Source organism: Ectobacillus antri (genome assembly GCF_003852715.1).
GTDB classification, from domain to species: domain Bacteria; phylum Bacillota; class Bacilli; order Bacillales; family Bacillaceae_G; genus Ectobacillus; species Ectobacillus antri.
The window spans coordinates 51,919-67,207 of sequence record NZ_RIAV01000011.1 but is presented as its reverse complement, the minus strand read 5'-3'; the positions used below and the strand labels follow the sequence as shown (position 1 = coordinate 67,207).

The 15,289-nt window shown below is 41.2% G+C and carries 18 protein-coding genes and 1 pseudogene; 8 read left to right on the top strand and 11 right to left on the bottom strand.

Features of this window, described 5'->3' with window-relative positions:
• Nucleotides 1-88: 88 nt before the first annotated feature.
• Nucleotides 89-271 carry a hypothetical protein gene (locus EEJ45_RS11630; RefSeq protein ID WP_124564988.1) on the top strand — a complete coding sequence of 61 codons (183 nt, stop codon included), beginning with the start codon at nt 89-91 and terminating at the stop codon, nt 269-271.
• Nucleotides 271-465, top strand: coding sequence for a YwbE family protein (locus tag EEJ45_RS11625; protein WP_124564987.1), 195 nt, complete (start codon nt 271-273; stop codon nt 463-465). The genes EEJ45_RS11630 and EEJ45_RS11625 overlap by 1 nt, the downstream gene beginning before the upstream one ends.
• A gap of 26 nt (nt 466-491) precedes the next feature.
• On the opposite strand, the gene EEJ45_RS11620 is transcribed toward EEJ45_RS11625, so the two are convergent.
• The 3 genes from EEJ45_RS11620 to EEJ45_RS11605 all read right to left on the bottom strand — a co-directional run bounded on the left by EEJ45_RS11620 (nt 492) and on the right by EEJ45_RS11605 (nt 3,286).
• Nucleotides 492-1,589, bottom strand: coding sequence for a site-2 protease family protein (locus tag EEJ45_RS11620; protein WP_124564986.1), 1,098 nt, complete (start codon nt 1,587-1,589; stop codon nt 492-494).
• Between the two features lie 344 nt (nt 1,590-1,933).
• Nucleotides 1,934-2,779 carry a DUF4097 family beta strand repeat-containing protein gene (locus EEJ45_RS11610; protein ID WP_124564984.1) on the bottom strand — a complete coding sequence of 282 codons (846 nt, stop codon included), beginning with the start codon at nt 2,777-2,779 and terminating at the stop codon, nt 1,934-1,936.
• 3 nt (nt 2,780-2,782) lie between these two features.
• Entirely contained in the window at nt 2,783-3,286 is a 504-nt protein-coding gene (locus EEJ45_RS11605) for a DUF1700 domain-containing protein (RefSeq protein ID WP_124564983.1), read from the bottom strand.
• A 170-nt stretch (nt 3,287-3,456) separates the two neighbouring features.
• On the opposite strand from EEJ45_RS11605, the gene EEJ45_RS11600 reads away from it, so the two are divergent.
• Nucleotides 3,457-4,656 (top strand): sensor histidine kinase, encoded by a 1,200-nt coding sequence (locus EEJ45_RS11600; RefSeq protein ID WP_124564982.1) that lies wholly within the window; start codon nt 3,457-3,459, stop codon nt 4,654-4,656.
• Complete coding sequence (locus EEJ45_RS11595; RefSeq protein ID WP_124564981.1) at nt 4,649-5,290, top strand: response regulator; 642 nt, start codon at nt 4,649-4,651, stop codon at nt 5,288-5,290. The genes EEJ45_RS11600 and EEJ45_RS11595 overlap by 8 nt, the downstream gene beginning before the upstream one ends.
• On the opposite strand, the gene EEJ45_RS11590 is transcribed toward EEJ45_RS11595, so the two are convergent.
• Nucleotides 5,283-5,987, bottom strand: coding sequence for a pseudouridine synthase (locus EEJ45_RS11590; RefSeq protein ID WP_124564980.1), 705 nt, complete (start codon nt 5,985-5,987; stop codon nt 5,283-5,285). The two genes, EEJ45_RS11595 and EEJ45_RS11590, sit on opposite strands and share 8 nt — an antisense overlap.
• 45 nt (nt 5,988-6,032) lie before the next feature.
• Between EEJ45_RS11590 and EEJ45_RS11585 the strand changes: the two genes are divergently transcribed.
• The 4 genes and pseudogenes from EEJ45_RS11585 to EEJ45_RS11570 form a co-directional block, all read left to right on the top strand.
• The gene (locus tag EEJ45_RS11585; RefSeq protein WP_124564979.1) at nt 6,033-6,374 is read left to right on the top strand and encodes a hypothetical protein; all 342 of its coding nucleotides are present in this window, start codon (nt 6,033-6,035) and stop codon (nt 6,372-6,374) included.
• A 560-nt stretch (nt 6,375-6,934) separates the two neighbouring features.
• Complete coding sequence (locus EEJ45_RS11580; protein WP_124564978.1) at nt 6,935-7,294, top strand: hypothetical protein; 360 nt, start codon at nt 6,935-6,937, stop codon at nt 7,292-7,294.
• Nucleotides 7,295-7,309: 15 nt separating this feature from the next.
• A complete protein-coding gene (locus tag EEJ45_RS11575; protein ID WP_124564977.1) occupies nt 7,310-7,897 on the top strand; it encodes a VanZ family protein in 588 nt (195 codons plus the stop codon).
• Between the two features lie 180 nt (nt 7,898-8,077).
• Nucleotides 8,078-8,212 (top strand): annotated as a pseudogene (locus EEJ45_RS11570) (IS6 family transposase); the annotation flags it as partial.
• 179 nt (nt 8,213-8,391) lie between these two features.
• Here the strand turns inward: EEJ45_RS11570 and msrA are convergent.
• The 7 genes from msrA to purU form a co-directional block, all read right to left on the bottom strand.
• Complete coding sequence (gene msrA / locus EEJ45_RS11565) at nt 8,392-9,351, bottom strand: peptide-methionine (S)-S-oxide reductase MsrA (protein ID WP_124564976.1); 960 nt, start codon at nt 9,349-9,351, stop codon at nt 8,392-8,394.
• Between the two features lie 73 nt (nt 9,352-9,424).
• Nucleotides 9,425-11,692: an ATP-dependent DNA helicase gene (locus tag EEJ45_RS11560; RefSeq protein ID WP_124564975.1), complete on the bottom strand. Its 2,268-nt coding sequence runs from the start codon at nt 11,690-11,692 to the stop codon at nt 9,425-9,427.
• A gap of 17 nt (nt 11,693-11,709) precedes the next feature.
• A complete protein-coding gene (locus EEJ45_RS11555) occupies nt 11,710-11,949 on the bottom strand; it encodes a GHKL domain-containing protein (protein ID WP_245999888.1) in 240 nt (79 codons plus the stop codon).
• Nucleotides 11,950-12,180: 231 nt separating this feature from the next.
• Nucleotides 12,181-12,522 (bottom strand): VOC family protein, encoded by a 342-nt coding sequence (locus EEJ45_RS11550; protein WP_124564973.1) that lies wholly within the window; start codon nt 12,520-12,522, stop codon nt 12,181-12,183.
• Complete coding sequence (locus EEJ45_RS11545) at nt 12,519-13,532, bottom strand: S-adenosylmethionine:tRNA ribosyltransferase-isomerase (RefSeq protein WP_124564972.1); 1,014 nt, start codon at nt 13,530-13,532, stop codon at nt 12,519-12,521. Before EEJ45_RS11545 ends, EEJ45_RS11550 begins: the two co-directional genes overlap by 4 nt.
• Complete coding sequence (locus EEJ45_RS11540) at nt 13,532-14,248, bottom strand: SDR family NAD(P)-dependent oxidoreductase (protein ID WP_124564971.1); 717 nt, start codon at nt 14,246-14,248, stop codon at nt 13,532-13,534. Before EEJ45_RS11540 ends, EEJ45_RS11545 begins: the two co-directional genes overlap by 1 nt.
• A 101-nt stretch (nt 14,249-14,349) precedes the next feature.
• On the bottom strand, nt 14,350-15,240 hold the full coding sequence (purU, locus tag EEJ45_RS11535; RefSeq protein ID WP_380018163.1) for a formyltetrahydrofolate deformylase: 891 nt from the start codon (nt 15,238-15,240) through the stop codon (nt 14,350-14,352).
• Nucleotides 15,241-15,289 lie beyond the last annotated feature (49 nt).

The following is a 15,289-nucleotide window of genomic DNA, read 5'->3' as shown; positions in this document are numbered from 1 at the left end:
GCTCGGCTGAACTTTTTGCCACATGGCTTTCTGAGTTGCGGTGTATTATAATGAGAATACCAACTTCATACAAAAGGAGACCACATACATGGCAACCGAACAAAACGGAAAAAAGCTAAGCTTAAAAGAAGTAATGATGCAGCAATTGGCGGCAAAAAAACAAGCGCAGGCGCAGGGGAAAGGGAGTCTGAAAGGCTCGACAGCTACAAAAGGCATGAAGAGTCAGCAAACAAAGAAGCCAAACAACCAACGTAGACGCATGGGTGTATAATGAATGGCCATCATCGTCGTGATATCCAGCCCGGCTCCGCTGTAAAAATTGTTCTAAAGCAGGATCAACGAACAGGTAAGCTGACCTCTGGCATTGTAAAAGATATTTTAACAAATGCCCCATCTCATCCCCATGGCATTAAAGTGCGGCTAACCGATGGGCAAGTGGGACGGGTAAAAGAGATTGGAATATAAAAAGGTTGCCAAACGGCAACCTTTTTTCATTCCATAGTCATCGCAAAACCGATGCAACCAGACAATACAAGAACAAGAGATACATATTGCAGTAAAATGATAACACGCTCTTTTTTGCTTAACTTTTCATACAGCTCTTGTTTCGCCAGTTCCTCAGACAACGCTTTTAGCTCCTCATGAATACTGTGTAACTCACCTGGTTCATTGTCATACCAAGTTTGCATTTCCTTCGTAATGAGATACTGACCTTGTAATTTTCCTTCGGCACGCTTAAATGCTTCAGTCTCTGGCGTCCAGCGCCACTTACTTTGTTTGCCGTTCCAAGCATAAAACTCCTGCTCGTATTGCGCCAATACGCGACCTTCTTCATATAACTTACCATTTAACCAAGATAAGCGATCTTCAGGTGCAATTTCGTGCCACTCCGCTCGCAAACTTTCCCACTTTTGCAGTGCAGTCTGATATTCATCTCGATACGCAGCCTTCTCGCGCCAGCCGTAGCGTTCAGATGCTGCGGATACAAAATATAAACCGCCAAACACAATGATAAGCACAAGAATTGGATCCGGATTTACGAACGTAAAGGCAAGCATGATTGTAAAGGCAATTGCAATTAATTTTGTGCTCAGCGCACGCGCGATACGTCCACCGTCTAGCGGCATCATCGGCAGTAAGTTAAATAAGTTTAGCAGTGCGCCAACCTTAAACATATGCAGCCAAAAATCCACTCCCGTTACGTAATACAATACGATAAATGGAATGATAGAAAGCAAGCCAGCAAATGGTCCCATGATAGAGATGAACACGTCGTCCTTTAAGCGTTTCGGTAATTCCTTCATACCAACAACCGCTCCTAAAAACGGGATGAACAATGCTGGAGATGTCGGTATACCCTTCTTTTTCGCACCATACACGTGACCCATTTCATGTACAAACAACAAGTACACAAGAACAATCCCAAACTTCCATCCATATAAAAGCGCATAGGCCCATACAGATACCAGCATGGAAATCAGCGTTTTAAATTTTAATAGCTTTAATACTACTGCTAAAAACTTTGCTTTTGTGAGCGCAAACAGGCCAATACCGCCTAATGTCGCCCATATTCCCTTTTTATCCTTCATAATTCCTCTCCTCTCCTTTTTATCATACCAAGGACAAGAAGTAGGAAAAAGTAAAACATACATATTTTTTGATGCGTGTTTTATAAAAGCTCTTTTCTAAGAGATTGTTGTTTTAAGATGGGTTTCTTTGTTTAAGGTTGGTTGGAGCGGAAGGTGCTAGACTCCTGCGGGAGCAGCGGGTCAGGTGAGACCCCACAGGCTGTAAGCCAAGGAGGCTCACCGCACACCTCGCGGAAAGCAAGCAACCCCGAGCGGAAATCAACCACTCCCCACTATTTGTTACATAGCAACAAAGTTTGCGAAAACAGCCTTTATAAAAGCCTCCTATATGAGGAGGCCCTATATTAATTCGTATGCAAGGTAAAATCACCTGAACTGATTCTTACTTGCATCTGATGTGTACCAGCACCAACTTTTCCGCGAATCTCATCGCTTGTTTTTTCTTCATAATTCATCGGGATGGATACTCTCCCATCTCCTGAGGAGCTTTTAAAATCCAGCGCCATGTTTGTTGGTTCCTTTTCTATTGTTACTTCAATATCACCGCTCGATGAGTCGAGATTTATATTATGTGCAACTTCCGTTAACTTCAAGAACGTATCACCTGAACTTGATTCTGTTTTCACTTCCCCTGTCAAACGCTCGCCATAGATATCCCCAGATGACACGTGTAGATTAATTTTCTCAGCAGTAAGCCCAGACATATGCAGATCACCTGAAGAAGCTTCAACTTCTATTTGCTTACTTTTTACATTTTCAACTGTTATATCACCGCTACCGGTTTCCACTGCAATTTGGTCATACAGCTTTTCAGGAACAATTACATCGAGCTTCGCGTTGATATACGTAAACCAGCCAAAGTGATTGCTTTTTGTACGAATTTTTAACGCATCATTGTCCTCTACCAGTTCCAGCTTCATCTTTTGAATGCCTTTTTTATTTCCTTCCCCGTGTAAACGGACTTTAATTTGATCGCCCGCACCTTGTTTAACTGTAATATCTGCAGACCCAACCTCTACTTGTATCTTTTGAACCTTCTCTGCTTCAGCCGATTTATTTTCATCAAATGCGTACTGCTTGCCCATCACATTCTCCCATGAAATTCCGTCCTGTGTAAAAGCAGTGGTTGTTAAACCGACGATTCCTACCGTAGTGAAAATCCCTGCTGCCAATGCTATTTTTTTCAGCATCCTTTATTCTCCTCTCGCAATTTTGATATTCAAAGCTGCATACCAAATTGTGACCTTATACAGCAGCTTTCCAAGCGGTATCAAAGCGGTTCCAAGCAACGTGCCGCTTCCGCCGAGCGCCATCGCCAGAAATACGAGCTGCAGGGCGTTGCTTTCCCCCAAAAACAGGATTGCACCAATCGCCGCCACGGCACTGATAATCAGCGAAAAACTTACAGCCCATAGAGAAAGATAAACTGCAAATATCGTTAAAGCTGGCCCTAGCACAACAACGATATTAAAAAACAACAATCCCAAAACTGAGAGTGTAAATCTGATTCCGGATACTTCAGGCTTAATCGGCTTCGTTTCTAAACCTAAAGCAGACATAATTTCATTCTCTGTTTTACCGTTTCGCTGGGCAGTTTCATATAGTTCTTCATATAATGACAGCATTTTTTGATATTCCTCAGGAGGCAACCCTTTAAATCTTGCTTCCATCTCTTTTCTTAGATCTTCTCTGCTCATATCATCAGCTTCCTTTAATCATGATACGTTTATCATAAACAGGAATGGTCACATGACCAAGTGAAGAGAGTCATAATATATTGTGATTTTTTTCTCAGCAGCAATATAGTAAAATTAGGAAGAAGTGATACTGTACGGTTATGACTGTACTTATATAAAGGAGATATGACATGGAGATGCAACGTGAATGGCTTTGGATCGATTGGTTTATCAGTTCTCTTCGATTTATTTGGTTTGCCTCAGGTTTATTATTCTTCTACTTAGAGCCTCACAAACTCTCAGGCTTTCCATATACGTATTTTGTAGTTTTCATCACCTTGGCGTATTTTGTACCGCATTTCTTCTGGAATCCTAAGTATAAAAACGTAGCGCTCTTTTTTTTAGTAGATTTTTTATTGGTAGGTAGCTTTATTCTGTACACACAACTTATTCTAGAGGCTGAGCTCGGGGCTGCGATTGTTCTCATGAGCGCTCTTACCGCTGGATATCTTGCAACCAAGCAAACCGGGCGCTGGGCCATTCCTGTGTTTGTTGTTCTTCTGCCAGCTACACGCTACAAAGCGTTGGGATTTTCGTTCGAATTTTTCATGCAGTATGTTGATATCATTATATTTTTCGGGTTTGGTATCAGTCTAAATGTTATTATTAGTTCCCATATGAAAGCAAAGCGTTTATTACAAGAAAACATGAAACAATACCACCTTATTCAACAGCAAAACAAAGTGCTCGAGCAATACGCAGCGCAAATTGAAGGTGTAACTCTTCTTGAGGAAAGAAATCGCTTAGCCAGAGAACTTCATGACTCTATTGGCCATCATTTTACATCAGTAATTGTAGGGCTTGATGCGTTATCGTATATGATTGACAGCAATCCCGCGTTAGCCAAGCAAAAAGCGGAGTCGCTAGCACAAGTGTCTCGCACCGGTTTAGATGCCATTCGCAAAAACATCCATCAAATCGCACCAACAGACAATGATGAACTACTTTGGAAGCAACTGCAGCGTGTTGCTTCTGATTTTCAACAGCATGCGGAAACAACAGTCACCTTTACTTTGCAGGGGGAAGAAACCGCTCTGTCACCCCAGATTAAACTCACACTGGTTAGGTGTCTGCAAGAAGCTTTAACGAATGCGAAACGACATGGCCATGCGACGAAGATAGAGGTAAAACTGTCCATAACCTCACAACAGCTGGTGTTACAAATTACAAATGACGGGGAAGCATTACAGGATATCCAGCACGGCTTTGGACTTACTGGTATGCGCAATCGCTTAGAAGAGCTACAGGGACATTTACACATACAAAATATAGAAAAACATGTGGTAGTGACATGTACAATCCCATTAAAAGGAGGTATACAATATGATTAAGATTATGCTAGTAGATGACCAAGAACTGATTCGGGAGAGCTTAGCGTTTGTATTAAACACGGACCCTGAGCTGGAAGTAGTGGCCCTAGCTAAAAATGGACAAGAAGCCGTTGAGCTCAGTAAGGAAAAGAAGCCTGATATTATTTTAATGGACATTCAGATGCCCATTATGGACGGTATTACTGCTACTAAGTTCATTAAGGCTACTCATCCTGAAATACGCATTATGATTTTGACAACGTTTCAGGAAATTCAGCATGTAATTGATGCACTTTCTATCGGTGCGGAAGGATATCTACTCAAGGCGATGCATCCAAAAGACCTTATTGCCGGCATCAAACTTGTTCATACAGGAGGCACACTGCTGCCGAATGATTTGGCAAAGATACTGGTACAACAAATTCAACCGTCTGTCACTCAGGCAGTTCAAGCGCCTGCTCCGTACGATCTCACAGAACGTGAAGTGCAGGTACTGGAATGCTTAGCGCACGGTTTAAGCAACAAAGACACTGCAGAGCGCCTCTTTTTATCAGAAGGTACTGTGAAAAACTATATCTCAAGTTTATATCATAAACTCGATGTGAAAAACCGCCTACAGGCTGTAAATAAAGCAAAAGAAGAGGATCTCATTTGAGGTCCTCTTCTAGTTGGTACATCAACTCAGAAAGCTCGCTTTCTGTCACGTAGCGCCACTTTCCGCTCTGCAGTTCACCGAGATGAATATTCATAATCCGAATTCGCTTTAACCTCGTTACTCTATAGCCAAACACTTTGCACATACGACGGATTTGCCTGTTTAAGCCTTGTGTGAGGATAATGCGAAACACGTTTTCATCGACCCGCGATACTATGCAAGGCTTCGTGACCGTGTTTAAAATCGGTACGCCCGCCGCCATTCCTTGCAGAAAAGCCTCATCAAACGGCTTATCTACGGTGACGATATATTCTTTTTCATGTTCATGTGAGCTATGCATCATCCGATTTACAATGCTACCATCATTTGTCATGATAATAAGCCCCTCTGAATCCTTATCTAAACGCCCCACCGGAAAAATACGCTCCGGATAATTCATAAAGTCAATGATATTTTCCTTCACACTGCTTTGTGCTGTGCACGTAATGCCCACCGGCTTATACAGGGCAATGTACACTGGCTGAATCTCTGCTTTTACGAGCGGCTTACCATCAACAAGCACCATATCTTCCTCTGCTAACATGCTATTTTTATGAGCAGGCGTGCCGTTAATCGTTATCCGGCCATCTCGGATCATCCGCTCAATTTCTCGTCTCGGATATATCCCTGCTTCGCTGACATATTTTTGTATCCTCAATACGAACACCTTCTTTTTCATTTGGCTCTATTAAAGAATCGTAACATGCTTTATAGCCTAGGTACTTTAGGATATCTATTTATTTTTGGTTCATTTTTTTCACGTATTGGTAATGAACAAAGTGACTCCTACGGTTTATATACGCTAGCTACCTTGTTATTCATTGGGTCTGCATTATTAGTAATTCAATATTTTTTTCTCCGTCAGTTGGCATTAAAAGAGCGCTTAATTGAACTAGTTTGTGTAATATCGGCTGACATTCTTGCGTTTAACTTCCAAAACGAGGATGTACTTGCATTTAAAGTTATTATATTTATTACTGCAATAGGTTGTTTGCTTGTAAATAGAAAAAAGGTAGAAAAAGTATTCTCACTGAACCACGCTTAATGCTTATAGGCTTATAGGCTTATAGTTGTTTTCAAAATTTTTAACTATGCTTCGGACAAAGAAAGGTGGTATTCCTCATAGCGGAATACCACCCTTTTATTTGTTTAAAATATTCGTTTTGGGGTAGTTCCAAACTTCTTAGCTTGATGGGCATGGAGTCCTGACGGTAAAACGCGGATATTATACGCTAAGGATATGCAGGATTTCATACAGGATTTTGGAACTATCATTTCCATCAAACGCTGATGCGTAGGGGATGTATAAAATTCTGCATATTTCATAATGTCCAAGAATGAGAGAAACCCAGTAATGGCGTGGATTCCCTTGAGCATGGAACTACCCATAATGCCGACTTATGTTAACTAGCTATGTATGGAGTATTCATTTTTTATTCTTCAAATTAAGTGAAAATCAAAAAAGTTCTTTGAACAAAATAACCATCTTAACATTCCTTGTAATCGCTTTATTTTTACATTCAAAAAAACAATTGACAAATAGATAGTATAATAAGAAAATAGTTATCGCAACAAAATTTTACAATTATAGGAGTATTTTTAAAAATGAAGAAAAAATTAGCAATGTTAGGCCTAGCAGCAGCAATACTCTTACCTTCCGTAGTAGCTTTTGCAGGTTCATTCTCTTCTACATATTGGATGACTGGTGGATTATTCACTAGATATTTCTCTGTTAGTAGTAGCGCAACTGTAACTGTAAAAACATATCCTACACAAGGTGTAAATGGTCAAACAATGACCATTTATCTAGAGAATGCAAATGGTAATGTAGAAGATTCTTCTTGGAATTATTCTTACGTAAATGATAGCTGTACTTTAGATCCTACAACTTCTGGAAATCATAGATTGTATTTAAGAAACTTCACTGGACAAGTTATGTCTGGTAGCATTGTAGTATCATACTAAAAAGTGGGTGATTAAGTGATTCTAGGAGATATTGTAGGTCATAGATATGATTTTAAAGAATCGATTCTCGGAATATTAATATTAGGAGCTTTTCTTTTGTTCTTTTTAGTGGATTTTTTGATTAAAAAGAACCGTAGAGATATACTCAGTACGCTTCTAATATACTCGGTAATAGTTTATATTTTGTGTTTGATAAAGGTTGTCTTCTTTCCAATCTACACCTTTAAAGACACTTCAGACATCAAAATTTCAATGTTTTTTCAGGTAATTCCTTTTAAAAGCATAATTCCTTCCCTAAAGTACCATAATTGGATACAGGTTATAGGGAATATGGCCTTGCTATTCCCTGTGGGCGTTTATTTGAAGATATTAAGTAAAAGAGTTCAAAGTCTAAAAAAAGTACTTGTAGTTTCTTTGTTATTAACCCTTAGTATTGAATGTATCCAACTAATTATAGATTTTATAACACATTACCCCAACAAAGTATTTGATATAGATGATATCATTCTAAATGTAATTGGATGCATAGCTGGATGGAAAGTGGCGGAAAATTTGTTACCGCATCTAAAAAAAGATAATCCTAGTATTTTAACAAACTCTTAAAGTAAGCCCATCCAGTTTTTATTGAAGGAGCTTTCAGGCTGTGAAGAAGACTTTCTCCACAGCCTGTTTTTGTGTCTGAACGCTTTTCCAGGTTCTGGTGCAAAAATTTCAGCTAACTTGAAATTAATCTATAAATCTTGGACATACTAATACTACCACTCTAAAAAAGGACATGATTAGTATGGAAAAGCAAAATCTATTCTTTCTGGAATAGAAGCGATGCATATCATTAAAAAAGGACAACTTACTTTACAGGACAAGTCTGTCCAAAACCAAGTGAAGTTCATTCATCAACTATTTGGAATGGCTGCATAAGAACAGATTCCATTAGGAATCTATATACCTCTTTCAAATGGATGTAATCTTTGCACCAGAACCCGATTAGGCGCTTCAATCAACAAATGCAAATGAGCAACATTAGCTTTCATTTAAAAAGGAAGAGCCATATCTGCTCCTCCTTTTCATTGCTGAATTTCGTATCAATTGTAGCAGTCTTATTTCTTATCAAATAAAATTTTAAAATCACCGTAGCCTTCGCGCTCTAGATCTTCCTTGGGAATGAAGCGAAGTGCTGCTGAGTTAATGCAGTAGCGCAATCCACCTTTATCACGCGGTCCATCGTCAAATACGTGCCCAAGGTGAGAATCGGCTTCACGGCTTCGCACTTCTGTACGCACCATGCGGTGACTGAGATCAACATGTTCTTTTACACTTGCCGACATAACCGGCTTTGTAAAGCTCGGCCAGCCGCAGCCGCTGTCAAATTTATCGCGAGAACTAAACAATGGTTCCCCTGAAACAATGTCTACATAAAGACCTTCTTCCTGGTGATCCCAAAACTCATTTTGAAACGGAGGTTCTGTACCATTTTCTTGCGTAACGTAAAACTGCATATCTGTTAACTTTTCCTTAAGATGCTCATTGTTTTTTGGCCAATGCTTCTTTAAAAACGCATCGCGACCCGATCCTTTGCGATACATTTCGTAACGGAAGCTGTTTTTCTTATAATAATCCTGATGGTACTCCTCCGCTGGATAAAACGGCTTAGCAGGCAGAATTTCTGTCACAATTGGCTTTTTAAAAACACCGCTTTCTGCAAGTGCTCGTTTTGATGCTTCTGCCTTTTTGCGCTGTTCTTCTGTATGATAAAAGATAGCTGTTTGATACGACTGCCCGCGGTCATGAAACTGACCGCCTGCATCTGTCGGATCAATTTGACGCCAGTACATTTCTAAAAGTTCCTCGTACGATAAGCGAGACGGATCGAATGTGATTTGCACCGCTTCGTAATGTCCTGTTGTCTCCGAGCAAACCTCTTTATAAGTCGGATTTTCTGTATGACCTCCTGTATAACCTGACACAATTCCATATACACCGTCTATTTCATCAAATGGTTTTACCATGCACCAAAAACAACCACCCGCAAACGTCGCAAGTTCTTTTTGTTCGCTCATCCTTTTCACCTCTTTGCTTGAATTATCTTGTATTATAACACCTTCCGCACATGCGCCAAATATTTTGCTCAAGCTACTGCAGAATCTGAAAATGCTGCCACTCCTCTGGCAACAGCTTGCGATATTTCATTTGTAAAAAGCGATCATCCATCAGCAAAATTGTCCCTGTATCTTCTTCCGAGCGAATTAATCTCCCACCTGCCTGCAACACTTTATTCATGCCCGGAAACACGTACGCATAGTCATATCCATTTTTGCCGTTTTCATTGAAATAATCTTTAATAATGTTACGCTCAAGTCCCAGCTGCGGAAGACCAACACCAATAATCGCAACACCATTTAAGCGATCTCCCTTTAAGTCTATTCCCTCTGAAAAAATCCCTCCTAGCACAGCAAAACCAACTAGCGTTTCAGGATTGTCAGCTTGAAACAGTTGTAAAAAATACTCACGCTCATCTTCACGCATTCCTGTATCCTGCATGATGGTTTGGATATGTGGCGATTCACTTTTATAAAGTTCATACACATCTCTCATATACTGATAGGATGGAAAAAACACTAAATAATTTCCTCGCACTTCCGTCATGCGCCCAAGCGCGGCGACAATATGCGGCTTTGTTTTTTCCCGTTCATGATATTTAGTAGAAACAGGCTGTACTAACACCTGTAGCTGTTCACGCCGAAACGGTGACGGAATGCCGATTGAGAAGTCTTCCTCCTGCGCTCCGAGCATATCACGATAATACGAAGGTGGTGTCAGTGTAGCAGAGAAATAGACTTTAGAACGATAGTTTTTCCCCATCTGTCTCAATAAATGTGACGGGTCTAAGCAAAATAGCTTTAAGCGAACTTCGCTCCCTGTAGTCTCCGCATACATCACAAAACGCTCATCATAAAGCGCGGCAATACGCAAAAATGCCTGCGCCTTAAAATATGCATCTAATAACTCTTCATTCGCCTGCACCATCAACTCCTTCTCAGCAGCTTGTACAAAACCTTCTACTAAGCCCACTAGTTCTTCATCTATCCGCTTTTCCACCAATTCTCCATCTGCCCTTTTTCTCACTTCCAGCAAGTGCTGATTGATGGCACGCGCTCTTTCAAAAATGGGCACACTTACTCCTTTAAAACTCCTTTGTAGCTGCAAGTATTGTGATTTTTGTATCTCCGCAGAATACATCTCTCTGGCACGATCTACTAGGTTATGTGCTTCATCAATTAGCAGTACTGTTTGCTTCTTCTGCTCTTCAAACAAACGTTTGAATGAAATACGCGGGTCAAAAATATAGTTGTAATCACATATCACCGCGTCAGCAGCGTACGCCAACTCAATAGAAAACTCAAATGGACATACTGTATGCTTACGCGCGTAGGTTTCAATGGTACCGCGAGTAAGCAGCGTTTCGTGTTCTAATATATCAAGCACCGCTCCGTTAACTCGATCATAGTAACCATCCGCAAATTCACAGTACTCCTTTTGACAGCGAGTTTCTTCTTTAAAGCAAACCTTGTCCTTCGCCGTAATAGTCACACTACGCATGCAGAGACCCTGTTTCTCCATCCGCGCAAACGCCTCTTCTGCCGTTGTGCGCGTAATCGTTTTTGCCGTTAAGTAAAACAATCTCTCAGCCAGCCCTTCTCCAATCGCTTTTACGGCCGGAAAGGTTGTTGAAATGGTTTTTCCAATACCTGTAGGCGCATTGGCGAAAAGGTTTCGTTTTTCCGCAATCGTTTTATAGACGGCACCAGCCAGCTGACGTTGTCCTTCGCGGTAAGCTGGAAACGGAAACGCAAGCCTTTTCATACTTTCATTCCGCTCTTTTCGTTGCTTCGCTCGCAGCGCTGCATACGGTACATATTGATTTAACACCCCAAATACGAACGCCTCTAAATCTTTTAAATCCATAGTTTCACGAAAACGCTTTTGCTCACCACTTTCTACCTGGACATATGTAAGTTGCACTGTCATTTCGTTTAAATCCTGCTCTTTTGCGTACATATAGGCATAAAACTTTGCCTGCGCCCAGTGCACCGGATAAGAGTTCTCGGTAATTTCAGCTAAGTCACGCATCGTTGACTTAATTTCATCTACAACGAGCGGACCATCTTCCCACAATAACCCATCACATCGGCCGTCTAACGTAAAATGAACATCTTGATGTACAAGCTCTAAACGCACCGGAACCTCTTTTTTGTCAAGTTCACTGTAGGTCTTTTGAATACTTTGGTGAATGCGGGTTCCTTCTAGCATCGTTTGAGACGTTTGAAATCTTGCGTCAATACTACCACTTCTAAACACATACTCAACAAGAGTGCGAACTGAAATCTCAAACGTTTCCATTTCATCACCTAACTTTATCATTTTATAATGGGTAACTTCACTTTAATCGCAGGCTTTGCTTGTTCATATTTATAAGAGATATTGCCTCCGTATCTAGAAACCGTATTAGCAATTATATATGTACCCACACCCTCGTGCCCTTCTTTAGAGCTTACACCAAAATACTGAAATAACCCATCCGCCTGTTCTTTCGGCAAGGGAAGCGTGCTATTTACAACCTCTACTATAACAATACCAGCATGACGGCTCGTGCGCACCTGCAATCTAGCAGCGGCTTCAAAGGAACTGTAAAGTCATATGATGTTTGAATTTCACATGCTCTTTAGAGTAAGGTTTCATAATGCAAATGGGTGCTCGGTAAGTCATAAAAAAGGTGTCCTGCGGAAGCTGGACACCTTTTTTCGGCTACTTTGTGAGATATTCCGGTCACTTTGTGAGATATTCCGGTCACTTTAGAGATATTTCAGCTACTTTGTGAGATATTCCGGTCACTTTGCCAAAAGCTCAATGACTTCCCCATCCGGCCCTTCATAAAAGACAACCTTCCAGCCGCAGTCCAGTCGAAACGGACCTTCAACAGGTGATAAGCCCCGCTGGCGAAGTCGCTCTATCCATTCTTCTATATCCTCTACTTCGAAGCACATATGCATGCCGCTCAGATTTTGTTTTCCTTCTATCAACTCGAGCAACGCTTCGCCTCGCTTTAAAAAGACAATTTGCTCTCCTAAAAACTGAAATGAGTCCGCTGCTTTAAAATCAAACATCTCTTCATAAAACGCACGAGACGTCTCTATACTTTGTACATACATCCCCACATGATGCCATTTCATTGTAAGTCTGCCGGTAAAATTAAGTTCATGTCGCCAAACTCATGCCATAAATACCCCTGTTGCAATGCCTCTTGATAAGCTTTTAATAGAACATCCTCTTGAATAAAAGCTGTCAATAAATCCAAATGACTTGCTTCCGGCTCGTGAAATCCTGTAATTAATCCATCTGCAACACGAAGCTTATAATCTTTTCTGATATATAAATTTGTGGTACCTGCTTTAGCAGTTACTTCTCCATTATCATTCGCTGCCGTTTCAAGGGCACGCACGACAGTTGTACCAACTGCAATAATGCGACCGCCTCGTTTTTGGGTCTCATTGATTAATGTTGCTGTCTTCTGCGGGATAGCATACGCTTCATGATGAAACTTCGGATTAGCCCACTGATCATTTCCGTAATAGCCAAGACCTGTGTGCAGCTGTAAAAAAGCAATACCTATTCCTTTGTCTTGCAGCTGATTGAGCAAGCCCCATGTAAACGCGCGTCCAGCCGAGGGCATTTCCACAGATCCAGGCACAGATGCGTATACCGTTTGATACGCATCAAGCGGCCAAGGTGTGTCAATATACTCATAACGAATAGGTCTGCCGTATTTATAAATGAACTCCAAGCTGCTTTCTGAAAAACGTAGAATGACCAGTGGTTTTTCCGAACCCCCCGCCACAATCGTTGCCTGCACATCACCTGGCAACATGATCTGATCCCCCACCGCCACCATCCCGATGACAACCGCCTCCCACTCCTGCGCGGATAATCGCTGAGATAGACGAATTTCTACGGTTTGCTTGCCTTTCTTTCCATATAACACCGCCGGAATCGTACGGCTGTTGTTCAAAACAAGAAGATCACCAGGGCGTAAGCAATCAACCAAATGATGAAAGCGTAAGTGCGAGATACGCCCTTTTGTATCAAGACTCATCATACGTACTTCATCTCGTTTCATGCCTCTATACTCTGCTGGAATGCTCGCATTTAGATATGAAGGTATATGAAATCTTGCTACCTGCATTATTCGACACCCCCAAACTGACGGGCTTGAAATCGTTGGCCGTTTACAGCTGCTGCTTTTTCAGAAGCTAAATATAAAAACACCGCTGTACTTTCTTCTGGATTTCCTAGCTCATAATCACAATCCGGAACAGCAATCGCATGCATTTCCGTATCCATCTCACCCGGGTCCACCATATTCATGCGCACACCCGTCCCCGCTAATTCGTCAGCCCATGTTTGTGTCAAACCTTCTACCGCAAATTTAGAAATGCCATAGGCCCCCCATTCACCGAATCCTGTTTTACCAGCTTCTGACGTTACATTGATAATGCTGCCACTACCTTGCGTAAGCATACCAGGCAACACACGCTTTGTTACCAAAAATGGATTCATCACATTAATCCGCAAAACGTCTGCAAAAGCTTTATCTGTATAATCCAGCAAGAGAGAAGGACCAGGTCCAAATACTGAAGCATTATTGATTAATACATCCACTCTGCCAAAAGTTGCTTCTGTTATAGAAACAAAGCGATCTACATCATTTGCATCAGCCATATCTCCTGCAAGTGCGAGCACCTCTGCTCCCAACTCTTGTAACTCTTGCGCAACTGCTAAAAGCGCAGCTTCCCCGCGGGCACTGATTGCCAAACGTGCCCCTTCTTTTGCAAAAGCTAAGGCTAAAGCCTTACCTAACCCTTTTGATGCTCCCGTTATCATCACAACTTGTTGATTCATTTTATAATCCCCTTTCGATTTCTTCTACTTACATTGTAGAAAAAGAGGAACAATGAAACATCGCCAAGTCGGATGATTTTTATCTCATACTTTCGTATGAGTTATTGGAAAACAATTGTTTTATTTCCATCAACAATAATTCGGTCCTCTAAATGCCATTTCACAGCACGAATCAGGACACTTCTTTCAACAGATCGTCCAATCCGCTTAAGCGCCTCAGCGTCATCTCGGTGATTTACTCGCTGAATGTCCTGCTCAATGATGGGACCTTCATCCAAATCGTTTGTCACATAATGTGAAGTTGCACCAATCAGCTTCACACCGCGTTCATACGCACGTTCGTACGGCTTTGCACCGACAAAGGCTGGTAAAAATGAATGATGGATGTTAATAATTTTATTTTGATAATTCGCTACAAAAGATGGTGTTAAAATTTGCATATAGCGCGCCAATACAATGAAATCAACCTGATGTTCTTGCAAAAGTGTCAAATGCTGCCTCTCTGCCTCTTGCCTATTTTCCTTAGTCGCAGGTATATAATAAAATGGGACCCCCAGCGCCTCTACCATATCTTTTGTATCCTCATGATTACTAATAACAAGCACCAGTTCGGTAATCAAATCACCACTTTGCCATTCCCAAAGAAGTTCAAGTAAACAATGTGATTCCTTGGATACAAAGATTGCCATACGCTTTACTTCACGCACCGCAATTAATTTCCACTCCATCAGAAATACCCTCGCTACTTCTTGAAAACCGAGCTTCATACCCGCTTCCTTTTCTCGCAGTCCAGGACATTCAAATTCAATTCGTATAAAAAATGTACCGCCTTTTGGGTTTGTAGAGTATTGGTGAGACTCAATAATGTTTGCACCGTAGCTAAATAAAAACTGTGAAACAGCTGCGACAATTCCCGCACGATCTGCGCAGCGCACCAGCAAAATACCTCTATTTTCATTCTGTTTACGAAACCAATCCCAGTTCTTCATCATCTTTACACCTCTCTACTTGTGATAACATTTTCTCTTCCGCATATAGCAA

What these genes read in the sequence shown, in the direction of transcription:
- EEJ45_RS11550 (WP_124564973.1), bottom strand. Translation starts at nt 12,522, where the DNA reads ATGAAATGGCATCATGTGGGGATGTATGTACAAAGTATAGAGACGTCT.
- EEJ45_RS11540 (WP_124564971.1), bottom strand. Translation starts at nt 14,248, where the DNA reads ATGAATCAACAAGTTGTGATGATAACGGGAGCATCAAAAGGGTTAGGT.
- EEJ45_RS11610 (WP_124564984.1), bottom strand. Translation starts at nt 2,779, where the DNA reads ATGCTGAAAAAAATAGCATTGGCAGCAGGGATTTTCACTACGGTAGGA.
- purU (WP_380018163.1), bottom strand. Translation starts at nt 15,240, where the DNA reads ATGATGAAGAACTGGGATTGGTTTCGTAAACAGAATGAAAATAGAGGT.
- EEJ45_RS11560 (WP_124564975.1), bottom strand. Translation starts at nt 11,692, where the DNA reads ATGGAAACGTTTGAGATTTCAGTTCGCACTCTTGTTGAGTATGTGTTT.
- EEJ45_RS11600 (WP_124564982.1), top strand. Translation starts at nt 3,457, where the DNA reads ATGGAGATGCAACGTGAATGGCTTTGGATCGATTGGTTTATCAGTTCT.
- EEJ45_RS11545 (WP_124564972.1), bottom strand. Translation starts at nt 13,532, where the DNA reads ATGCAGGTAGCAAGATTTCATATACCTTCATATCTAAATGCGAGCATT.
- EEJ45_RS11625 (WP_124564987.1), top strand. Translation starts at nt 271, where the DNA reads ATGAATGGCCATCATCGTCGTGATATCCAGCCCGGCTCCGCTGTAAAA.
- EEJ45_RS11630 (WP_124564988.1), top strand. Translation starts at nt 89, where the DNA reads ATGGCAACCGAACAAAACGGAAAAAAGCTAAGCTTAAAAGAAGTAATG.
- EEJ45_RS11605 (WP_124564983.1), bottom strand. Translation starts at nt 3,286, where the DNA reads ATGAGCAGAGAAGATCTAAGAAAAGAGATGGAAGCAAGATTTAAAGGG.
- EEJ45_RS11595 (WP_124564981.1), top strand. Translation starts at nt 4,649, where the DNA reads ATGATTAAGATTATGCTAGTAGATGACCAAGAACTGATTCGGGAGAGC.
- msrA (WP_124564976.1), bottom strand. Translation starts at nt 9,351, where the DNA reads ATGAGCGAACAAAAAGAACTTGCGACGTTTGCGGGTGGTTGTTTTTGG.
- EEJ45_RS11580 (WP_124564978.1), top strand. Translation starts at nt 6,935, where the DNA reads ATGAAGAAAAAATTAGCAATGTTAGGCCTAGCAGCAGCAATACTCTTA.
- EEJ45_RS11585 (WP_124564979.1), top strand. Translation starts at nt 6,033, where the DNA reads ATGCTTTATAGCCTAGGTACTTTAGGATATCTATTTATTTTTGGTTCA.
- EEJ45_RS11620 (WP_124564986.1), bottom strand. Translation starts at nt 1,589, where the DNA reads ATGAAGGATAAAAAGGGAATATGGGCGACATTAGGCGGTATTGGCCTG.